At 61.5% G+C, this 19,912-nt stretch carries 22 protein-coding genes and 1 tRNA gene; 17 read left to right on the top strand and 6 right to left on the bottom strand.

Annotated features, from left to right (window positions below):
- The 10 genes from nth to M2335_RS06345 all read left to right on the top strand — a co-directional run bounded on the left by nth (window position 1) and on the right by M2335_RS06345 (window position 7,649).
- The gene (gene nth / locus M2335_RS06385; protein WP_264594150.1) at window positions 1-657 is read left to right on the top strand and encodes an endonuclease III; all 657 of its coding nucleotides are present in this window, start codon (window positions 1-3) and stop codon (window positions 655-657) included.
- Window positions 658-760: 103 nt separating this feature from the next.
- The gene (locus M2335_RS06380) at window positions 761-1,027 is read left to right on the top strand and encodes a spike base protein, RCAP_Rcc01079 family (protein ID WP_264594149.1); all 267 of its coding nucleotides are present in this window, start codon (window positions 761-763) and stop codon (window positions 1,025-1,027) included.
- Between the two features lie 128 nt (window positions 1,028-1,155).
- Entirely contained in the window at window positions 1,156-3,549 is a 2,394-nt protein-coding gene (locus M2335_RS06375; RefSeq protein WP_264594148.1) for a sialate O-acetylesterase, read from the top strand.
- Entirely contained in the window at window positions 3,546-3,809 is a 264-nt protein-coding gene (locus M2335_RS06370; protein ID WP_264573287.1) for a hypothetical protein, read from the top strand. Before M2335_RS06375 ends, M2335_RS06370 begins: the two co-directional genes overlap by 4 nt.
- Entirely contained in the window at window positions 3,806-4,288 is a 483-nt protein-coding gene (locus M2335_RS06365; protein WP_264570891.1) for a lysozyme, read from the top strand. The genes M2335_RS06370 and M2335_RS06365 overlap by 4 nt, the downstream gene beginning before the upstream one ends.
- Window positions 4,285-4,749 (top strand): hypothetical protein, encoded by a 465-nt coding sequence (locus M2335_RS06360; protein WP_264594147.1) that lies wholly within the window; start codon window positions 4,285-4,287, stop codon window positions 4,747-4,749. Before M2335_RS06365 ends, M2335_RS06360 begins: the two co-directional genes overlap by 4 nt.
- Window positions 4,750-4,814: 65 nt before the next feature.
- Window positions 4,815-4,886, top strand: a tRNA-Thr gene (locus M2335_RS06355).
- A 96-nt stretch (window positions 4,887-4,982) separates the two neighbouring features.
- A complete protein-coding gene (locus tag M2335_RS06350) occupies window positions 4,983-6,584 on the top strand; it encodes a tyrosine-type recombinase/integrase (protein WP_264594146.1) in 1,602 nt (533 codons plus the stop codon).
- Window positions 6,585-6,648: 64 nt separating this feature from the next.
- Window positions 6,649-7,173, top strand: a complete 525-nt coding sequence (locus tag M2335_RS16550; RefSeq protein ID WP_413716105.1) for an SH3 domain-containing protein — start codon at window positions 6,649-6,651, stop codon at window positions 7,171-7,173.
- A gap of 194 nt (window positions 7,174-7,367) precedes the next feature.
- The gene (locus M2335_RS06345) at window positions 7,368-7,649 is read left to right on the top strand and encodes a thermonuclease family protein (protein WP_264595370.1); all 282 of its coding nucleotides are present in this window, start codon (window positions 7,368-7,370) and stop codon (window positions 7,647-7,649) included.
- A 468-nt stretch (window positions 7,650-8,117) separates the two neighbouring features.
- Here M2335_RS06345 and M2335_RS06340 read toward each other — a convergent pair whose 3' ends face one another.
- A complete protein-coding gene (locus tag M2335_RS06340; protein WP_264594145.1) occupies window positions 8,118-8,552 on the bottom strand; it encodes a hypothetical protein in 435 nt (144 codons plus the stop codon).
- A 132-nt stretch (window positions 8,553-8,684) separates the two neighbouring features.
- A complete protein-coding gene (locus M2335_RS06335) occupies window positions 8,685-9,566 on the bottom strand; it encodes a hypothetical protein (protein ID WP_264594144.1) in 882 nt (293 codons plus the stop codon).
- A 170-nt stretch (window positions 9,567-9,736) separates the two neighbouring features.
- Between M2335_RS06335 and M2335_RS06330 the strand changes: the two genes are divergently transcribed.
- The 3 genes from M2335_RS06330 to M2335_RS06320 all read left to right on the top strand — a co-directional run bounded on the left by M2335_RS06330 (window position 9,737) and on the right by M2335_RS06320 (window position 11,008).
- Window positions 9,737-10,330 (top strand): SOS response-associated peptidase, encoded by a 594-nt coding sequence (locus M2335_RS06330; protein ID WP_264594143.1) that lies wholly within the window; start codon window positions 9,737-9,739, stop codon window positions 10,328-10,330.
- 64 nt (window positions 10,331-10,394) lie between these two features.
- Window positions 10,395-10,709 carry a hypothetical protein gene (locus M2335_RS06325; RefSeq protein ID WP_264594142.1) on the top strand — a complete coding sequence of 105 codons (315 nt, stop codon included), beginning with the start codon at window positions 10,395-10,397 and terminating at the stop codon, window positions 10,707-10,709.
- 71 nt (window positions 10,710-10,780) lie between these two features.
- Window positions 10,781-11,008: a hypothetical protein gene (locus M2335_RS06320; RefSeq protein WP_264594141.1), complete on the top strand. Its 228-nt coding sequence runs from the start codon at window positions 10,781-10,783 to the stop codon at window positions 11,006-11,008.
- On the opposite strand, the gene M2335_RS06315 is transcribed toward M2335_RS06320, so the two are convergent.
- Window positions 10,991-11,659 carry a hypothetical protein gene (locus tag M2335_RS06315; protein ID WP_264594140.1) on the bottom strand — a complete coding sequence of 223 codons (669 nt, stop codon included), beginning with the start codon at window positions 11,657-11,659 and terminating at the stop codon, window positions 10,991-10,993. The two genes, M2335_RS06320 and M2335_RS06315, sit on opposite strands and share 18 nt — an antisense overlap.
- Before the next feature lie 55 nt (window positions 11,660-11,714).
- Here M2335_RS06315 and M2335_RS06310 point away from each other — a divergent pair, with 55 nt between their 5' ends.
- Together M2335_RS06310 and M2335_RS06305 are read left to right on the top strand one after the other, a co-directional pair.
- A complete protein-coding gene (locus M2335_RS06310) occupies window positions 11,715-11,846 on the top strand; it encodes a hypothetical protein (protein WP_264594139.1) in 132 nt (43 codons plus the stop codon).
- Window positions 11,847-12,728: 882 nt separating this feature from the next.
- Window positions 12,729-13,958: a hypothetical protein gene (locus M2335_RS06305; protein ID WP_264594138.1), complete on the top strand. Its 1,230-nt coding sequence runs from the start codon at window positions 12,729-12,731 to the stop codon at window positions 13,956-13,958.
- A gap of 647 nt (window positions 13,959-14,605) precedes the next feature.
- Here the strand turns inward: M2335_RS06305 and M2335_RS06300 are convergent.
- Window positions 14,606-15,166 (bottom strand): recombinase family protein, encoded by a 561-nt coding sequence (locus M2335_RS06300; RefSeq protein ID WP_264594137.1) that lies wholly within the window; start codon window positions 15,164-15,166, stop codon window positions 14,606-14,608.
- A 603-nt stretch (window positions 15,167-15,769) separates the two neighbouring features.
- On the opposite strand from M2335_RS06300, the gene M2335_RS06295 reads away from it, so the two are divergent.
- A complete protein-coding gene (locus M2335_RS06295; protein ID WP_264594136.1) occupies window positions 15,770-16,351 on the top strand; it encodes a hypothetical protein in 582 nt (193 codons plus the stop codon).
- The gene (locus M2335_RS06290) at window positions 16,348-18,465 is read left to right on the top strand and encodes a hypothetical protein (protein ID WP_264594135.1); all 2,118 of its coding nucleotides are present in this window, start codon (window positions 16,348-16,350) and stop codon (window positions 18,463-18,465) included. Before M2335_RS06295 ends, M2335_RS06290 begins: the two co-directional genes overlap by 4 nt.
- A gap of 241 nt (window positions 18,466-18,706) precedes the next feature.
- Here M2335_RS06290 and M2335_RS06285 read toward each other — a convergent pair whose 3' ends face one another.
- Together M2335_RS06285 and M2335_RS06280 are read right to left on the bottom strand one after the other, a co-directional pair.
- On the bottom strand, window positions 18,707-19,117 hold the full coding sequence (locus M2335_RS06285; RefSeq protein WP_264594134.1) for a hypothetical protein: 411 nt from the start codon (window positions 19,115-19,117) through the stop codon (window positions 18,707-18,709).
- Window positions 19,118-19,348: 231 nt separating this feature from the next.
- On the bottom strand, window positions 19,349-19,681 hold the full coding sequence (locus tag M2335_RS06280; RefSeq protein ID WP_264594133.1) for a hypothetical protein: 333 nt from the start codon (window positions 19,679-19,681) through the stop codon (window positions 19,349-19,351).
- Window positions 19,682-19,912: the final 231 nt, after the last annotated feature.

The raw sequence follows: 19,912 nt of genomic DNA, 5'->3' as shown, positions 1-19,912 counted from the left end.
TTGAGCCGCCAGCGCATTCTCAACCGCGACCAGATTTTTACGCTGTTCTCGCGGCTGGCGGAGCATAATCCCGAGCCTCGCACCGAGCTGGACTATGGCAATGATTTCCAACTGCTGGTGGCCGTCGTCCTCTCCGCGCAGGCGACCGATGCAGGCGTCAACAAGGCGACGCGGCGGCTGTTCGAAACGGTGAAAACGCCGGCGGACATGGTGGCGCTCGGCGAGGAGGCGCTCAAGGAACACATCAAGACCATCGGCCTGTTCAACACCAAGGCCAAGAATGTCATCGCGCTCTCGCAGACCTTGGTGGAGACCTACGGCGGCGAAGTGCCGCGCGACCGGGACGTGCTGACCACCCTGCCGGGCGTGGGGCGCAAGACAGCCAATGTGGTGATGAACACGGCATTCGGCGAGGAAACCTTTGCGGTCGATACCCATATCTTCCGGGTCGGCAACCGGACAGGACTGGCGCCGGGGAAGACCGTACTCGCCGTCGAGAACGGCTTGGAAAAGCGCGTCCCCCAGCCCTTCCGGCGCGATGCCCACCACTGGCTGATCCTGCATGGCCGCTATGTCTGCAAAGCCCGCAAGCCCGAATGCTGGCGCTGCATCATCAACGATGTGTGCCTGTTCAAGGACAAGACGCCGGAACCGTGATTTTACCATACAGGTAAATTTAATCTGTCCTACAGCACGTCTCCGGTGGCTTAAGGGGGTTGCGGCGATTCGGCCCAGCACTCGCCACAGGAAGGGCACGGACATGGCCGACCGCTTCGAAACCCAGATCGACTCCCTCACCCAGCCGGCGCGCGAGGCCTTTGCCATCACGCCCCACGCCACCAATGAAATCGACCCTCTGCCCAAGGCCATCTATGTCGGGACAGGCGGCGCCATCACGCTGCGCGCGGCGGGCTCCAGCACGGACGTGGTGCTCAAGAATGTCGCGTCAGGGCAGATCCTCGACATCCGCGCTCGCTACATCCGCGCCAGCGGCACGACCGCGGCCGACATTGTGGGCCTTGCCTGATGGTCGGTCCCGGATTTGGATTCGGCGCTGCAGGGTCTGCGCGCCGCCATCGGCCCCTTGGCGTCTCCCCGACGCCGACGCCTACACCAACCCCGACGCCCGCCCCCAGTTGGACGAGCAGACCCGCTATGACCGGCGCCGCCAGCCCTCCGCGCGTCGGCGATATGCTCACCGCTCTGGGCGGCATCATCGTGAACGGCGCGGCGACGGGCTGGCAATGGCTGCGCGATGGCGTACCGATCGCAGGCGCCACCGCCAACAGCTATGTGCTGTCCGCAGCCGATACGGGATCGATGATCGGCCCGCGCGAGCTGGCGAACGGGGCCGGCGGCAGTGGGTCGGCCGATGCGGACCCCGTCGGGCCGGTCGCTGCGGCGCTCGTCGCAGCCAGTTACAGCGCAGGCTTCACGCTGGCGCAGTTTCCGAGCTACGAAGAGAAGCGGATTTACCAGCGCACGACCAACAGCGGTGGTGGCCAAGGCAAGGGCACCGGCACGATCCGCGTGCCGCTGTCTGGCACCGTCACCGCCGGCACGGTCGGCGTGCGTATCCGCTCGGCCGACGATGGCACGACCATTCTCCAGGCGCCATGGACCGCCGGCACGATCACAAACGGCGCCACCTATGTCGACGTAACCGGCGTGGACGCGCGGCTTGGCTGGTTCTTCATCGATCTGAAGGGCGCGGATGGCGCCTGGCAGCTCGGCACCGTCAAGGTCGGCATGGGCATGCTGACCGGCTTTGCGGGTCAGTCGCTCACCGTGCGGATGCTGGGGCGACAGGCCACCGATTCGACGGCGACCTTCGCTTCGCTTGGGATCGCGCCGGATGCCAACAGCGCGGTGCTGGCGCGATATGTGGATGGCAACACCTACAATCCCGCCGCCGCCACCATGCCCTGGCAGACGCCGGCTGATTTGAGCAATAGCACCGGCCCCAATTCCGTCGGCGTCGGTGAATATCTCAACCGCATGATTGCGCTGACCGGCGTCAACTGTGGTGTTGTCGGCCATGCGGTCGGCGGCACCACCATCGCCAGCTTCTATAGCGGGCAGAGCAACTGGACGGCGCTCACCGAGGTGATGAACCGGGCCGGCAATGGCTTCGAGGCCTTTGTCTGGGGCCAGGGCCATACCGAGGCCCTCTATGGCATCCCGCCCAAGGCTTATGGCCAGGCCCTGAGCACCCTCTTCAGCCAACTGACCGCGCTCAACAGCCTGCCGTCCTTTTCTAAGCTCGTCTGGACCATCCCCTCCATGGGGCTGCTGCGGAGCTGGGGCACGCCGTGGCAGGTGAGCCGCATCCGCAACGGCGCGCAGGATTGGTGCGCGGCCAATGACGGCACCTATGTCCATATGGACGATGCGCTGATGAGCGGCGACGGCATCCACCAGACGCAGGCCGGATCGCTGACCATGGCCCGGCATCTCTATCGCGCGCTGCGCAGTTCTTATGGCGCCAGCGCCGGTCTTGGCCCGGTGCCGCTCTCCGCCACCCGAGCCGGCACCACGATCACGCTTACGTTGAGCAATGTCGGCCAGGGCGCGCTGGTGCTGAGCGGCACGCCGGGCAACCGCTTGTGGGTATTCCCGCGCGGGCGGGTGAACCCGATGGCCAACAACGCGACCGACAACCGCTTCCCCGTCGCCTCGGTCACCGCAGTGAACGCCACCACGCTCGCAATCACGCTCGCCAACGATCCCGGCCCCGGGCATGAGCTCGACCTCTGGGTCTACTTCCCGAGCGGCCCGGCCAATGCGGCGGCAGACACGATCCGCGATGACCGGACCGATGGAGACGGCATCACCACCGGCCGCATCGTGCAGGGCAGCACCCTCCCCATCGCCATCGCGGCGCCGACGCCGGGTGGCGCGATCAATGCCCCGCCGAGCGGCTTCATCGCGCCGATCAGCCCGCTCAGCATGGCCGAGACGAGCACGACCTACGCCGCCAGCACCGGCGGTGCAGCGTTCGGCCAGCAGATGACCGGCGGCTCCGCGCGAGGCAGTTACAGCCCGGTCTTCGCGCCGATTACCGTGGAGGGCTTCTTCACCTGCCCGGACCCGCTCCCGGGCGCGATCCAGGTGCTGTTCGGCGGGTTCGGAAGCAACGGCTCCCGCTTTGTCGCCATCGATGGCGCCGGCAAGCTGCGGGTCTGGAGCGGTCTCACCGGCACCACCGTGCTGGCGCCCGGCAAGCGCTACCATGTCGCCTGCCAGGCCGGGCCGGGAGGGCTGGCGCTCTATGTGACCAACGTCACCGATGGCCTTCCCGGCACGCGCGAGAATTATGCCGCGTTCGGCGAGACGATCGTGCCGGCCACCTCGGGCTATTCGCTCCGCAACCACAATGGCGAATACGGGCTCACCGGCGGCGCGCTGGATGAATGGGCGGTGTTCAACAGCGAGCGCTACAGCGGCACGAGCTACACCTGCCCGAGCGCGCCGCTCACCGGCGATGAAGCGGATATCGTCGCGCTCTATCGCTGCGATGGCGACGCAAAGGATGCGGTGACACGATGACCGGCCCGCAACTCGCGCGGAAGCTGGATCAACTGATCGGCAAGGTGGAAAGCCTTGCCGAGACGGTCGACCGGCAGGCGCAGGAAATCGGCCGCGCATCCGAACGGCTTGCGCTGGTCGAGCAGGACACGAAGCGGACCATGGAAGTGATCGAAGCCTGGCGCGCGGCGAAGCTCTGGCTGCGCTGGAGCCGATGGGTGGCGGGTTTCATCGCCTCGATGATCGCCGCGTTCGCGGCCTTCAAGGGTTTGAGCAAATGAACGCGCGGGATACGCTGCTGGGCGGCGCAGTCGGCAGCGCTTTCATCGGCCTCGCCATCATGATCGCGGCACCCTTCATCGCGCGATGGGAAGGGACGCGGACCGACCCTTATCGCGACATCGCGGGCATTTGGACGGTCTGCACCGGCGAGACCCGCGTGCCGATGCGGCGTTACACGCCCGCCGAATGCGCGGCGATGCTGGACCGAACGCTGGCCGCCGACTGGGCGCCCGCGGTGCTGCGCGCCGTGCCAGCGCTCAAGGATCGGCCCTATCAGTTCGCGGCAGCCATCTCGCTCACCTACAATATTGGGGAGGCGGCCTTTGCGCGCTCGACAGTCGCGCGGCGGTTCAATGCGGGCGATTGGCCGGGCGGCTGCGACGCGTTCCGGCTCTGGGTGATGGTCGATGGGCGGCGCGTGCAGGGACTGGTCAACCGGCGAGAGGCAGAGCGCCGGCTCTGCCTGACCAACCTGTGACGCTGCGGGGATGGCCCGGCGCCACTGGCGCGCTCGCCCTCGCTCTTATTCTCGCGCTGGCATGGGGGATGCGGGTCGACCATCTGCGCGCACGCCATGCGGCCGCACTCGCACAGGCCCGTCAGGATTATCGCGCCGCCCAGGCGAAGGCGCAGGCGGATTTCGACGCGCAGGTCGCCGCGCTGCGCGTCCGCAACAGGAGGCTCAACGATGCTGCCGACCAAAAGAGCGAGGCTCTCACCCTTGTCTATCGCGATCGCGTTGTGCGCCTGCCAGCCGCGCCCGCTGCCTGTACTCCCGATCGCCCCGGCCTGCCCGCGCCCGGCGATGCCCAGCCTGTTGACCGATCCGGTCGCGATCCCATCCTTCTTGACCGCGCCGACGCGCTGATCTGCGCGACGAATACTGCCCGGCTGGAGGCGGCGCGCGCCTGGGCGCTGGAGATGCAGACCGGGCCGTGACCTTGCGGCCGAGCCGCATTGCGGATTGACCCCCGCGCGGCGAAATCATAGGGAGTTGCGACCTTGCCGGATTAGCACAGTGGTAGTGCAGCGGTTTTGTAAACCGAAGGTCGCGGGTTCAAATCCTGCATCCGGCACCGGTTCCTTTTAAAGGCTCGGTTTTCTGCGGGAATCAGAGATTTCTGCGCTTTTCAGCTCCGCCAGGGTACATGGCAAGGGTCAGAAAAGCAGCTATGGCGATGCTCGTGAAGTACATTCTTGATCACGCCGGAGGCAGAAAAAGCTACCGGCGTCAATTTCCTTCTCATCTCCGTCCCTACCTATCTGGGACCCAACGGAAGGTCTCGCTGGGCTTCCCTGACGAACCCGGCTTCCTTTCGCGGTACGAGGCCGCTGCGAAACAATGGGAGGCCGACGTCGCGCTAGCCGAGCGTAAATACGCTGGCGCCTTCGACGAGCTGGACCCGCCACTTCTCGCGTATCTCGGTAAACGTTTCGAGGCTCAATGGCTCCAAGCTGAGGAAGCAAATCGAAGCCAAGGCATAGAGGGGTGGGCCGGGAAGGTCGAAGGCGGTTGGGATTGGCTGCTCGACGATTTCCGCCGCTGGTATGCTGAAGCTGATGGCGAAGCCGTTGAAGAGCACTGGGGCAAGGCAGCAAACGAACTGCTGCAGTCTGAAGGGCGCATCTTGGACCCGGCAGCCCCCCACCAGTTCACAAAGCTCTGCATGGAGCTAAACGCGGCAGCGCTTCGGGTCAGCGAAGTCTCGTTGGCTCGGTTAGAAGGAAAGGTGGTGCCCAGCCCTCCCCTGCCAGATGTTCCCGCTGCCGCAACCAAACGATCACGCGACACCGTACCGCTGCTCTCAACTTTCGACGCTTATGCAACAGCCCAAGGGATATCGGAGTCGATCAGGAAAGAGTGGCGCAACAACCTGTCCGCTTTGGTCAAATTCCTCGGCCACGGCTCTTTGTCAAAGCTCACCAGAGACGACGTAGCCAGATGGAGGGACCATCTCATCAGCGAACCGACAAAGAACGGCAAGCTTAGGGCCCGCTCCACTGTCAAAAACAACTATCTGTCGCCCTTGAAATCGACGTTGAAGTTCGCTTGCGAAGAACACCTGCTGAGAGAAAATGTCGCGGCTACTGTTCAAGTCCGGGTACCTAAGAATCCCAAGGTCCGAGCAGCGACATTCACCGCAGACGAAACTCGCACGATCCTCGCAGCGACATTCGGGCCAGCCCCGGCCAGGATGGCCGCTGGGCACAAAAGGGCTCGGCGTTGGGTCCCTTGGCTCTGCGCCTACTCTGGGGCGCGTGTCGGCGAAATCGCACAGCTACGGGTGGAGGACGTATTTTGCCAGGATGGCTGCTGGGCCATTCGAATCACACCCGAGGCTGGCAGGGTGAAGACAAAGGAGTTCCGCGAGGTTCCCCTTCATGAGCACGTGGTGGCGCAGGGCTTCCTTGAGATGCTGAAGGAAGTTGGCTCTGGCCCCATTTTCTATGATCCCGAACTTCGTCGGAAGGGTGGGATCGACAGCAGGCACATCAAGAAAGTCGGCGAGCGGCTGGCCGACTGGGTGCGGAAGGAGTTGGGGTTAGCGGACAAAGGCATCATGCCCAATCATGCGTGGCGGGCAACCTTCAAGACCCTTGCGATGAGGCATGGGGTCCTCCCGAGGCTTTCGGATGCAATCACGGGGCACGCTTTGCCGATCAACGAAGTTGGGCGGATTTACGAGGCACCGACATTGCAAGATAAGGCAACGGCCATTGCGCGGCTGCCTCGTTATGAAGTTCCTTTGCCCGTATCTGATTATGGCAATTAAATCGGTCGGTTGTCGCTGTCGCTAGCTCCGTGTATCCCCCCAAGGGGGACCGGGGGGAGACATCATGAAATCGCCGCTATTATCCGCAGTCCGAACCGCCGTTGGGCTGGCGTCGCTCTGCCTGACGCTTCCAGCGGGGGCAGCCTACATCAACGGGACGACAGTGAACTGCCGGGCCCGCCCGGATGCTAAGGCCCCAGTGGTCGCCAAGTTACATCAAGGCCAGGAAGTGTCCGTGGTCGAAGCTGGAGCAGGCTGGTCTCGGCTCGCGAAGCCGTCTTGCTGGGTAAGCTCGCGCTTCATCTCGACTGCCTACGTTTCGGCGGGGAGTTCCTCCGTGCAAAGGACGGGGAGCAGCGCCGCAAGGTCGTCCAGCCGACGATCCGCTGGAAGCTACTCCTTATTCAATCAGCCTGCGAAGCTGTCGCGGCCAAAGAAGAAGCGTAAGGCGTCCTCTGCTCGGCAGTCGAGCGGAAGCGGCGTCTACGGCGGATCGAGCTGCCCGTGTAGTGGCGGCACGGTCTGCATAGGGCCTCGTGGGGGCCGATACTGCATCACAAGCGGCGGCAATAAGCGCTACGGCGTCTGATCGGGCCTCAGGTGAAAGCGTATGCGATCTTAGGCGCCGCAGCGTTCATAGGAGCCGTTGTGGGCGTGGGGAGCCTCTATGTGCCCTCACGGCCTCCAGCAGTGCCCCATGCGCCCCTCGCCGCCCCTGTGACCTTCTCACTGTGCCATGAAGGCGGTGGGCGGAACTGCGTGGTAGACGGTGACACGCTGTGGATGAACGGCGAGAAGATCAGGGTGGCCGACATCGACGCGCCGGAGACCCATCCACCCCGCTGTGCCGCTGAGGCGGACCTTGGGAAACGGGCGACGCGGCGGCTGGCTGATCTGGTCAACGCGGGTCCCTTTGAGGCCCGGCTGGCGAGCGATGGGCGCGATGTTGACCGCTACGGCAGGAAGCTGCGGGTCCTTGTGAGGGACGGCCAATCGCTGGGGGGCGTAATGGTCGGTGAAGGGCTTGCGAGGAGTTGGACGGGCCGGAGAGAGCCTTGGTGTTAAGAATGTGGCGTAGAGGTCCTGCATCGGGAGGCAGACATTGACGTTAGAGCAAATAGCGGTTCGCAGCGCTGTTATCTGGCTGGTTGGCATCGTCGCTTACGCTGCGCTCAACGCGGCAGGCGCCACGGCAGACCGGCGGTTATCTGGCGTGCCCCGCGTCGCTATGGTGTTGGCGTCAGTCGCGTCAATAGGGGCCATTTTTATTGGCTGTTATGGCGCAGGGTTGCTCGTAAGGAACCATTTCCCCGAAAGAGGCACGGACGGGGCAGTGGCGGTCGGACTGACCGTGGTTGTCGGTGTCTGGGCAAGCTCTATCGTCGCTCAGGTCGCTAGGAACTACGCCTTCCGTCTGGTCGGATTAAAGCCCGAGCCTGTGCAGTGGTATCGCGGCCAGAAGCGCAAGGGCTCACGTAAGAAAAAGTCCCGCAAGTCTTGACCTATCCGACGGCGGTTCAGAGAAATGGGAGCCTACGCTGAGGCGCGAGACGGACTGGTCGCCTTGTCTTCTTTGCGCCGCTTTGGGGGCACCTTGGGCAGCGTCGCCGCATAGAGGCTAAACAGCATAGCGAGTGTAGAAGCCGGGCGGGCGAGTTGGCCATCCCCCGCCGCTACCGAGGGCAATTCAAGAGCAAGCGAAAACCAGAAGACCGCGCGGGCGAGACCGCTTTGGCCGTAGGGCGCGTCTTTGCGCAGGCCGACCGATACAGTCTCACCGATGGCAATCAGTGCAATGAAGATGCTCCAGAACCACGTCCATTCTTCCGTGGTGAGGATCACGCCGCAAATCCAGATAAACGCGCAGAGGCGCCCAAAGGCCCATTTGGAGCAGCCGGTCTCCTGGCAAATCTTGATGATGATGGGCCAGAAGATGGTCTTAGCCAGCCAAGCGTCCAGGCGGTTCACGTCGCAATCTCCGAGGGAGGGGGGCAGGGCACGGAATGACAGGTAGCGGTTAGGATCAGAGTTGGGCAGCGGGAAGACAAGCTTGGGAACAAGCTCGAAGCCCCTTAGAACGGCGGATAGGTCGAATAAGTTTTAGTCGCCTGCCTGCGGCTCGCTTCCTGCCCGGCAGTCGAGTTTTGTGTTGAATACCGAAGCAGTCTTAGAGAGAAGGGCAAATTCGCGATAAACCTCTCGCACCATAATGAACAGAGAGTAGAAGTCGCTATGTGAAATTGGCGCATGTCGGAAAATACCGTATCGGTTGTCGGGGTGCATTGTCATGACCCTGTCTTCGTAGAAATCTTCAAAGAATCGCATCCCCGAATGATCTTCCTCGAAAAGATCGTGAACGAAGTTCTGCGCGTCATGTGATGTTGGATTAGAATTTCCCATTTTAATAAGTTGCCGCCGAATAAGCGAAAATAGCGCATCCAATGCCACGTAAAGAGGGTAGTTTGCCTCTTCTGCGAGCTCGACGTGTATTGCAACCATGCGAGATTTTATTAGAGCATGGAGCCCGCGTAGCATGAGATCGTCGTCCGCGCTGACCGCTGAGAATACCTCTTCCAATCGTACGGGGTTCAGCGGTCGATGATGGTACGCAAACGCGGCTCCCTTGACCGCCAGAATCGGAGGAGAGGTACGAAGGCGCTGCATCCCGGCGATTTCCGTTCGCAAGGCCTCCCCCACCGCCTTAAGGAAGTCTAGGTCATTGAGTGGGCCACCGTACTCGATGGCGAAGGAGGTCGACGCAGGGTAGGGCGCTACGGTACCTTCGTCGAAGCCCACAGCTAAAACCATTGAGGCGAGTAGCCGAACTTCGACGTCTGCGAAGTCATCGAACTCGGTATAGTATTCCCGATCCTTAGTGTTTGGAACGTGCCGACACGCAGTGAACATTACGCCCTCGGTTTCGAAGGCGGCAGCGTCCTTAAGCTGGATGGGGTCTGCCCAATACCGGCCGAAAGTCGACATCGGTCTTACCACAACGTGGGTCCGATCTTCCCAGTGGGCCGTGTGGCGGGAGGTGAGATTTACAATCACAGTTTCACCTATTTTGGGCTGAATGAAGGCACGCGAAAGGACCGGAACGCACCGATTTTGACGGCCTTGCTTTTTAGTTGGTCCCTCATCACGATAAATGCGTGTGCAATCTCTACAATCTCCGAGCCTCCCGAGAGGAGGTCAATCGGTACTTCAGCGCTCCGAATGACCCTCGCTCTGTTGTCCAGATGGACAAGGACTATGTCGCCCCTGGCAAGCCCGGCCTAGTGGTTCGAGAGCAGGAGGGCGCACGGATCACCTCCACGATGCTTTGGGGGTTCCCCTTCAACGGAAAGCCAGTCACGAACGTCCGCAACTATACCAGCCTCTTTTGGAAGTCCGCGCTTCTCAATCCCGAGCGGCGCTGTCTGGTCCCGGTGACCGAGTTTCAGGAGTGGTCGGTCGCTCCGATCCCTCAGACGGGCAGAAAGCGGCCCTATTGGTTCCGCGTTCCTTCCGAACCAATCTTTGCGTTCGCCGGTATCTGGCGGCCCACCGAAGGCGACCCGGTGTTTTCCTTCCTCACTTGTGGATACGACGGAGACCCTTCCGCTCACATTGTCGGAGCAGTCCACCCCAAAGCCTGCCCGGTCGTTCTTCACCCGGAGGACTATGATCGGTGGCTCAAAGCCGACTTGGACGACGCGCTCTCGCTGGCCGTCACGTTCCCCAGCCAGCTAATGGCGATGAGCTGAGCGCGACATGGCGTGACGATGTTCCTTATTTGTTCTATTCTCCTCCGACTCAGGAGGAGCCCCCATGTCTCTCACTATCGCACTCTCGCCCGCTTCCGACGCCCTTACATTCGCAGGGGACGTAAGCCGCTCCGTCAAGGTGCCTCAATGGCCCGCTGCCGTTGCCCTCAGTGACGGAACGCTGCTGGAGGTCTCGCCCGGGCCACCTTCCTCCGATCAGTTCAAGGTGGCGACGGCGGGTGCCGGACTCGTGGTCCCCCAAGGCAAAGGCGTCGAAGTTCAGTGGCCCGTTGAATGGTTTACGGTCTCCGGGATCGATCAGGCCGTGACAGTCCCCCGCGTCCCTGAGCCCCTGCCGTTGTTCCCCGAGACGCCGTGAGCCCCTCCAAGCGCCGGAAGTGCGAACAACCGATTGTTCATCTGCCGCTTGTTTGGTCAGAAAGCTGCACCGTGGCCCGCATGATCCGCACGGGCTCCGGCTGGCTTGATGCTTGGATGATGCAGCAGTGCGTTTCGATGGAGACGCTGAGCAAGAAGTCCGGGGTGTCGATGGAGAGGCTGGGGGAGTTGGTCCGGGGTACTGAGGTGGCTGAGGGAGAGCTTGATAGAATGGCAGGGGTTCTGAGGACTGATCCGGTGAGCTTGAGGGCGTCCTACGCGCTATTCTACAGCGTCTGACGGGATGGCTGCGCTTTGTTTGTTAGGCTCGGATAGCAGCTCCTTGACGTTGATTCCGCGCTTTTTCAACTCGTCTGCTAGCGCCGCTTGGCCGCCAATTACTCCCAAAATGAGGAACACGAGAGATAGCCCCACCATTCCCACGATATACCAAGGAAAGGGAACTTCACTCCTGATGTCCTCCGAGTTGGTAACGACCAGCCCCGTCGAATCTGCTGAAAATTCCTTTAGAAACGTGGAGTCCGATGAGGCAAACCAGAATTCAGTTTTTTCGCCTTTCGGCAGAATTTTGAATGAAACAGACAGAACATTATCATCATGGCTAATCGTGGCGTTGTTGGGATTTTCATTTGGAGGGTTACTCATTTCATAAGATATAACGCTTCTGTTGGGTATGCTCAGTGACTTATTTTCAATATCAGCCTCGCCCGTATTGCTGATACTGTAATTTGTAATGTGAATGACGCCATATCCAGGGAAATTTTCTACAAGTTTATTCAGTTCTTCCTTGGAGAAAGTTAGCTCCCCCCGCTTGTCAACGAGCACCCGAGACTGCTGGCTGTTTTGCTGCTTTGTCCAGTACTGTTGGGCAAAGAAAAGGATGAGCCCCGCGATCACCGCGCCGACAACACCGCCGATGAAGCTCTTCATTTCCCTGCCCCCAAAAACATATTGATCGTTCCTTTAGACGCAGAGGATATCCACTGTGACGGCGGGGGCAAGCAATCGCGAAAAGGAAAAACCAGGGCATCAGGCGAGCGCGAGCGAACAGGGCACCTTTATCCTCTGGGAAGTGCGCAATACCGCCTTCACCGTCGCCAGACTCGGCCCGAAGTGATCCGCAGTCCCTTAATGAACGCCCCGCGCTCTTGTCGCCACCTTCGGATCTCCGCTGCATCCTTCGCGAACGGCCTTCCAAGGCTCTCTTTGCCCTCCCCTTCTCTGGCAGGCTTTTTCCGGCCAATCTGCATTTGATGCCGACATTAGGAGAACGGCGTCCCCCCGCATAGGACGCTTAGGCCTTCTGGCCAGCAGTTGTCACATAGGACGCCCCAAGCCTGCCGGTCCTCCATTAGTGCTGACATTAGAAAGGACGGAGGCCTCCCGCCTTTCGTGACCACATGAGCATAGGCGGGGGACCGAGTCGATCCAGCAAGCCCACTCGCGAACCTCCAGCGCAAACTTGTTCGTCGTCTTGCTCATCGTAGACCCCCATTCTCAGGAGTTGGGGGCTTCGACGATCACGGGGCGGTTCAAGGCAGCCCCCATAGGCGCCGTGGAGGTTAGAAAAGAACCCCTTCTAGATTGCCCGCAGAGGCCCGTGACAGGCCAGTGCGGAGACAGGTGCCTCGCTGAGGCGTCGAAGCGCCCTTCAGCTCTTCGACCGCCAAATTGATTAAGGGCCACCATATGCACAGCCGTCTCTACCTTCTTCTCGGGATGGAAAAGGCGTGGCGAACCGGCCCATCTTCGCAACATCGGGGCCATAGGCCCGAGGCGGCGACCTCAGATTTCATACTACTATGGACTGTGGGTGTTCCGAGAGAGGGTCGGCACAGAGCTGCTAGGCCGTCATCCATTCATTCAATAAAGGTTATTTCCTATGCATCTCTCCACTCCCTTGAGTGGCATGGAGCTTGCTGACCGACGAGATGCCCGAGCCCATAGCCGCTCCATGCTGCTCACCGGGCAACCTGCATCCACAGAAGCAGTCTCCCTCGTGACAACCATCATCAACAGCGTCATCGCCCCTTTCAGAGCAAGCAAGGGCCAGCTTCGTCCTTCCATGCTCCCAAAGTACCGCGAGGCTCTCAACGCTTTCCTTACCGACCTCTTCGCCGCCGCAAGGCATGGAAGATGGAGTAGGCTGGAGACGAACACAGACGCCCTGCATGGTTACCCTGGAGGCGCTACAGCCTTCAAGACCATGAGGGAGGCAGTTCGGGCAGCGGGTCTGGTAGAAGAGATGAAGGGCTTCATCAGGCCCTTTGAGAGATGGGGGTTACCCGAGACGGAATGCATCAGAACAAGCTTCCGTCCGACAGCTCAGCTTCTCGGTCTCGCTGCAGACTATGGCGTCCGACTGGAAGACTTCACGGCACATTTCGAGGCCAGCAAGGCAAAGGCGCCGGTCCCCGCAAACGTCCTTGAGGCGAGAGCCGCGAAGCTGACAAAAAAGGATCGACCGAAGCGCCTCCTGGTCAACCCGCAAGACGCAAAGGCCTCAGCGATCCTCGCTAACCTTGAGTGCCTCAACGGCTTCCTGATGGCCGAGGGACGCATCGACGGGGTCGTCTTCGCTGGCCTGCGCAGGATATTCAGCAATGCCGACCATCCAGACTTCGCCTGGCAGTGGCACGGTCGGTTCTACTCCATGCCCAATGCGGACACTTATGAGAACATGGAGGGTGGACAGCAGGCCAGGTCTAAGGCCATTCGGATTGACGGAGAGGCAGTTGTCGAAGTCGACATTTGCGCCTCGCACCTGACAATCCTGCATGGGCTACTGGGGTTGCCGTTCGATCCCTCGCAGGACCCCTATGCGCTGAACGGCCTCCCACGAGAGGAAGTCAAGACGTGGATCAATCTGGCGTTCGGGTCGGGTAATTCCAGCACAGGAGGCAACAAGTTCAATAAGGCCCGTCAAGCTGGCTTGGCTCGATACCCGTTCCTTGCCGACCTCCAGACTTTGGGCATCTCGCCGTTAGACCTGCAGTTCCACGAGGCAGAGGTTCTGCGCTTGGCGATGGAGGACCTGATGGCGCAGGGCGTGGGGTTCTTGCCGGTCCATGACGCCCTTATGGTGCCCTACTCCCAACAGGACCGTGCGGCAGACGCGATAAGAAGCGGAATGCAAAATTACTTCACGAGGAACCTAGGCAAGGTGTCGTCGCCACGTGCTAGGATTTCGGGAGGCCGAGATAGCCGTGGAGACCATACGCCCAGTTAATGCACTTCTCACGCATTGATAACTCGTAGTCCAGTGAGGGACGTGGTTTGATCCACTTGACCTTCCCCGAGATGGGCAAATCTAGGCCATAACGCAATTGAGTCCAGCGTCTGAGCCTTGGGGTTCGAAGTGGAAGCCAAGCTTCGTCCGAGATGAACCATGAAGTGGAGGCAAGCGGTCCGAGTGTTTGGAGCTGGGGACTGTGGTCCTCTGTGTCTACAGCGTAATCGAGCATCACCAATCCCAGCGGTGTCCAAAGCAACCACGCAGGGCCATGTAACCGAAACGTTACTGGCAGATCGGATCGGTTAGTGAGCATAAAGCGGTGCCAGTCGCCTTCTTGATCGCGCTCGGTGCTGTAGTCGAAGATCAATCGAGGCCGACGACGCCACTGATTCGCACAGAAGGTGTAGATGCCCGCCACACCTCCGACGAGCGCTATCCACGCTCCAAGACTGGTCGGTATCGCAGTTGTCCAATCAACAACCGATGGCCAGTTCATGATTGGTCCCCCTCTGCTGCTATTCTGATATTATGTGAACGCGCACCTCAACACAACGAATGTAACATCATATCATGAAGGGCGGAGCGCAAGCTATTGAGAGATAAAAGCGATCAGAACTGAGCCCGGTGATTCAGCCACCCGACTATTTCTTCTCCTCGCTAGCCTCCAACGCCCGATACACGCTGGCTCGACCGATGCCCAGCCGCTTGGAAATGGCTGTAGCTCCCAGCCCCTCTTGCCGCAGCTCTAGGACCCTTGCAGCATCTACGGTTGGCTTGCGGCCCGTGTACACTCCTGCAGCCTTGGCCTTCGCGATACCCTCCAGTTGGCGCTCCCTGCGCAACGCAGTCTCGAACTCGGCGAAGACCCCGAGCATCTGGAGGAATGCCTTGCCCGCTGGGGTGGATGTATCGACGGGCTGCTCAGTGGCACGAAGGAATGCTCCTCGTTCCTTGATGGTGTCCACGAGAGCCTCCAGGTCCCTGACTGAGCGGGCGAGCCGGTCGATGCGCGTGACCATAAGGGTGTCGCCTGGGCGCAGGAACGACAGGATGGTTTCCAGCTCCTCCCTTCCTTCCCGGCTGGTCCCACTGCGCTTTTCCGAGCGAATGATAGTGCAGCCCGCTGCTCGCAACGCTTCTTCCTGGATAGTGCAGCTTTGATCTTCGCTGGAGGCTCTCGCGTACCCGATGATGGTCGACATGACTTAAAGTGTCCCAGTAGGCTCTAGATGTATTCCGCCTACTGTCTCAAATATCTTCAGTCAACCCTTATGAGACATTCGTAGTGTATCATGCCGATGCCCCGCAGGAGTAAACCCTAACGAGACATGGAGCCCTAATGTCGGCGCCGCCTCCCGCGTCTCGGCAAACGCCCGAATGGGAACGCGCTGCCGTCCTAACCGCTCAGCCGGGAGCCGAAGGGACCGCAGGGGCGGACTGCCATGGACCGGCCTAACCCAAAGCACGGGTCCCCTCCGGGCCTTTGGGTCCCTTTTAGGTACCATACGGGCGGCAGCGGGTTCCCCCCTAGGCGCCAAACCTAAATGCAATTCGAAATCGGCGGCTTCGCTGGTCGAATAAAACAAAAGTCGGACCCTCGCAGTCGACACGTGCTCCCTGAGATTTCAGCCGAGCATCGCATGGCATGGGTCCCACCGCCGCTTCGTGGTTCCATCCTGCGGACCTCAACGAACGCTCACGAGCTTGTGGGCGTCAGCAAATCCCTGCCGGTCCCTTGAGGACCCAGGGGACCTCCCCGGCTCCCCCGCAACGGGCAGCCCACCCCCAACCTACATAGGAAACACATGGACAATCCCTCGGCGCTCATCGAGCACGACCTTTTCCTCACCTTCAATAACTGTCCCATCCGCGTCATTATGTTTGACGGCGTCCCCTGGTTCGTCGTTCCAGACCTCTGCGCTGCGATGGGCGTCTATCCCAAATTTGCAGCCAAAGTGAACAACCCGGCCTTTCCGCCCTCGGCGAAGCGGACGTGCTCCGAAGTTACCGAAGAGGGCTTGCAGGACATCGTCCTTGTCTCCCCGGTGGGCGCGTGGTGGCTTACGGCCCTCGTGGACCCTGCAAGAGGTCAGGGCCTCGCTGCTTGGACACGCCGCGAAGCGCAGCGCTTGTGCCCCGAGCCACGTCCAGGCGATCCAGCCATGTTCCTAACGGTAGGCGCCGACGGCTCCCTCCCGCCGCGCCCCTTCAGGTACTCCGGCCGCAAGGCCGAGTGGGAAGACCTCCGGCACTCGCAGGAATACTTCAACAGCCAGATGGCTCGCGCGACCGAACGGAAAGACCTCCAGGCCCGTCTCCTCACGGAAGCCGAGGCAGCGCGGCTCGCGGCCCTAAAGGCTCCTGAGGGTAGCGAGGTGGCCGCATGATTAAGGTCACCCTAGCCGATGGCAGGCATATCGAGGTGGACACCGACGACCCCAAGGCAGCCGCCAAGATCGCCCATGAGTGGAGCGTGAAGAACCCGCCCGCCACCCTGAAGAACCGCGCCGCTGGCGTGGCCGGACAGGTCCTGGAAGGTGTTCTGCCGGGCCTCTCAGGCTTCGTTCGGGGTGCCCGCGAGACCGTCGTTAACGCGGTCCAGGCGCCCTTTAGCGACAAGGTCGATTTCGACCCCGTCAAGGCCTACAACGAGGGCAAGCGGTTCCAAGAGGGCCGCAACCGCCTCGCCGCCGCGCGTAACAGCACCGCATCCAATATCGCGACCGGCGCAGGGCTGGCGGCAGGCTTGGTCCTACCGGCCAAGAAGATCGCCGCCGGCGCCAACCTGTTCCAGAAGGCCAAGGCCGCCGCCACTACCTCAGGGCTCTACGGGCTCCTGTCGGGGGCCATGTCGTCCGATAGGGATACCGTGGCGGGGAAGGCGGAAGACGGTGTATCTTCTGGACTGCTGTCCGCCGCTGTAGGCGGTGCCGTTCCCGCCGCTACCAGGATGTTCCAGACCGCATCCGCCCCGCTGCGCCCGGTGGTTCAGCCGCTCATACAGGGGGCTGGCCGAGCCGCGATGGCAGTCGGTCGTCACCTCCCCGTTCCCCCGCCCATGGCGAGGCTTCTCGTCGCAGAAGGGCAGCAGCTCGCCCGAGACCCTGCAAGGGCTGCAGCCAATCGGGCGCTGGACCAAGCGTTGCGAGACGCCCCCAATCCCTCCACAGGCAGAAACTTCACGCCCCGTGAGGTCCTTTCTGAGGTTAACCGTCGGCAAGGCCTCGGAGTCCCCGCAGTAGCCGCAGATGTCCATGAGGGCGCCCGCAGGTCCTACGCAGCCGCAGCACGATCCCCCGGCCCGGCGTTGGCATCGGTTCGCCGGAGGCTTGATGCCCGCCAGGAGGAGGCCTCCTCCCGCATGGCGAGCCACGTCGCGGAGAGTCTTGGCCCAACCGCCAACGTCGAGGCCCAAGCGGCGGCGCTCGGGCGAGAGGCAAGGGAGGCGGCAAGGCCGCTTTACGACACCAGCAACGCCACCCCGGTTCCGTTTACACCGGAGCTGCAAGAGCTGATGCAGAGGCCCTCGGCTCGGGATGCGGTGCAGGTAGCTGGCAGGCAAATCCAGGACCAAGGCGAGCAGCCCCATCGGTTTGGATTGGCAGTTGGCGATGACGGCTCAATAATTGGCACCCCTGAGCCCACCATGGCCCTCTATGACCGCATGAAGACGGTCCTGGATCAGACCATCTATGATGGCAGCAAGCCTCTTGCCGCTCCTGAAGTAACCAGGGCATCCCAAGGTGCCATGGCGATCCGCTCCCGGCTTCTCCAGATCATGGACGGGGTCGACGACACTGCGGGCCTAAATCCCGCCTGGAAGCCTGCCCGCGATGCCTATGCGGGTCCCATCCAGAACCGCCAGGCTATGGAGCTGGGGGAGGAGATGGCCAAGGAGGGCGGCGAGGACATCCAGAACCGCCTTGTAGACCTCACCCCGTCCCAGGACGAGTTCTTCCGGCTGGGGCACCGCTCAGGCCTCGCCACAGACGCTAAGCAGGCAGGAGACTGGACCAACGCGGCGGCCCGCATCCAAGGGAGCCTGACAAAGCGCGAGGGCATTGAAGCGGCGCACGGGTCTCGCGCTTCCGCCCTCTTCGACCGCGCCGACGCTGAGCACGAGGCCCACCAGACCTGGAAGGCGGTACGTGGCAACTCCCAGACGGCTGACCGCCTCGCTGAGATGGCGGAGCAGGACCAACGGCTTGCAGATGCCTCCACCGGGTTCATTCAGGCCCTAGCGGGGCATCCCGGCCCTGGGCTCTTGAACGTCTCCCGCGCTCTTCTGAAAGGCGGCGGGAACAGCAGCGAAGTCAAAGGGCATGTCGCCTCTGTGCTCGCTGAGACCGACGCCAGTGCCCTCAGGGCGGCCATGAGAGAGGTGGGAAGGGAGAAGGCCCGCCGCGTCCTGGTTGACCGCAACGCGGGCATCCTGAGCCAGCACAGCGGGCGCATAGCCGGTAGCCTCCTCGGAACAAACATGATCGAGCCACTCGACTGACTGCTTACCCCCTGGTCCCTCAAGGAACCGGGGGGTAATTTTTCAGTATCTGTCGTTCCAGTTCAGAAGCATGATGCCGATGAGCGGCGAGGCGAGGACCGCCCCACCTAAGAACGGCAGGTGTACCAGCCAGGACCATGCGTCGGCCAAGGACCATGTTAGGAACATCGGCGTACTTCCTCAGGAACCAGTCCCGGACGACCGGCAATTACGCATTGCTGGCGGCTCAACAGAGGCACCCCTATGCCAGCCGCGTTTCGACGGTCGCGGCGTATCGTTCCAAAACCGCGTGTAGGCTCACTGCGGCGTCTCGCACCGCCTGAGGCTGTCCGCTAGTCTTCCACATGACCACCAGATCGCTACGGGACAGAACAACGCTGGCGGGCTTCCCGCTAAGCTCATCGGTCCGGTACACCACCCAAAGGTCATCGCCCGCATATTCTGCCCGCCCATCGACCAGGGGGACCGTTAGGGCCGTTGAACCCATCAGGGCCTCAATGTCGTGTGTTTCCAGAACCACTTTTCTGAACGCTTTTCGGGAATCATCATCCCGCTGGCGCACAACGAAAATCCCGCCGCCCATATGTTCAGCAAAACCGTCCTCTAGGATCACCGTGAGAGACGAAAACTTGGCTGCCTGTCTACTTGTCATTGAACCCTCTGCCTCAAGCCGCCGCGAACCCTTTGTTCGGCGACGCGCCTAAGACTCTCACGCTGTTGCGGAAGGTACAATATGGGGGTACAGGACAGTCAGTCGGCGTTGCCCGAAAAGCACAGACTTCTGCGGATAATCCGCATCTGCGGACTACTTCAGTACGGCTCCTGCATCCGGCACCATTTCCTCACGGATGTGAGGGTGGTTGTGACCTCGCCCTATTTCGCCTCAAAGCGCGCCGATGGATGTCCGGCGATCGTCGAGAGAATTCAGGTCGGCGCTCAGGTGCATTGCATCCGAGCGCTCGTCGGGATGAAAACTGCGCGACAGTCCGGCGAAGACGCGCCGCTGCTGCACTTGATTGAGATGCGCGTCTGCAGCTGTGTTGGGGACCTCGAGCATTGTCTCGCCAGCCCACTTATAGCCGGCAATTCCGTCCATCAATCGAACGACGGAGTCCCTCAGCGAACCCGACGCCTGGAGCGCATCGCCCAAAGGGTTGGCATAGGAGACGGGGCTCACGGAACGGCGACGCCAACCAACAATCACATCTTTGATCACGTAAAGTCCCCCGTCGACGCCCAGAAGCATTTACAGGCCGGTGCAACCTTCTGCTGTCTTGAGCGTTTACACCCTTTTTTGGGCGGAGCAATTGCCATCAGCGTGGGAAAAATCGCGCGCCGAGCGGCGCTGCAGGCACTCGATTTGACGAAAAATATGGATCGTTTGGGGCCGCGGTGGAGAGTTCCCTGCGCGACCGAAGTTGAGCCCAGCAGCCCAAACTCCGCCAGA

The organism is Sphingobium sp. B12D2B (genome assembly GCF_025961775.1).
GTDB lineage: Bacteria > Pseudomonadota > Alphaproteobacteria > Sphingomonadales > Sphingomonadaceae > Sphingobium.
The sequence above is the reverse complement of the archived record's forward strand: the minus strand, read 5'-3'. Positions and strand labels throughout refer to the sequence as shown.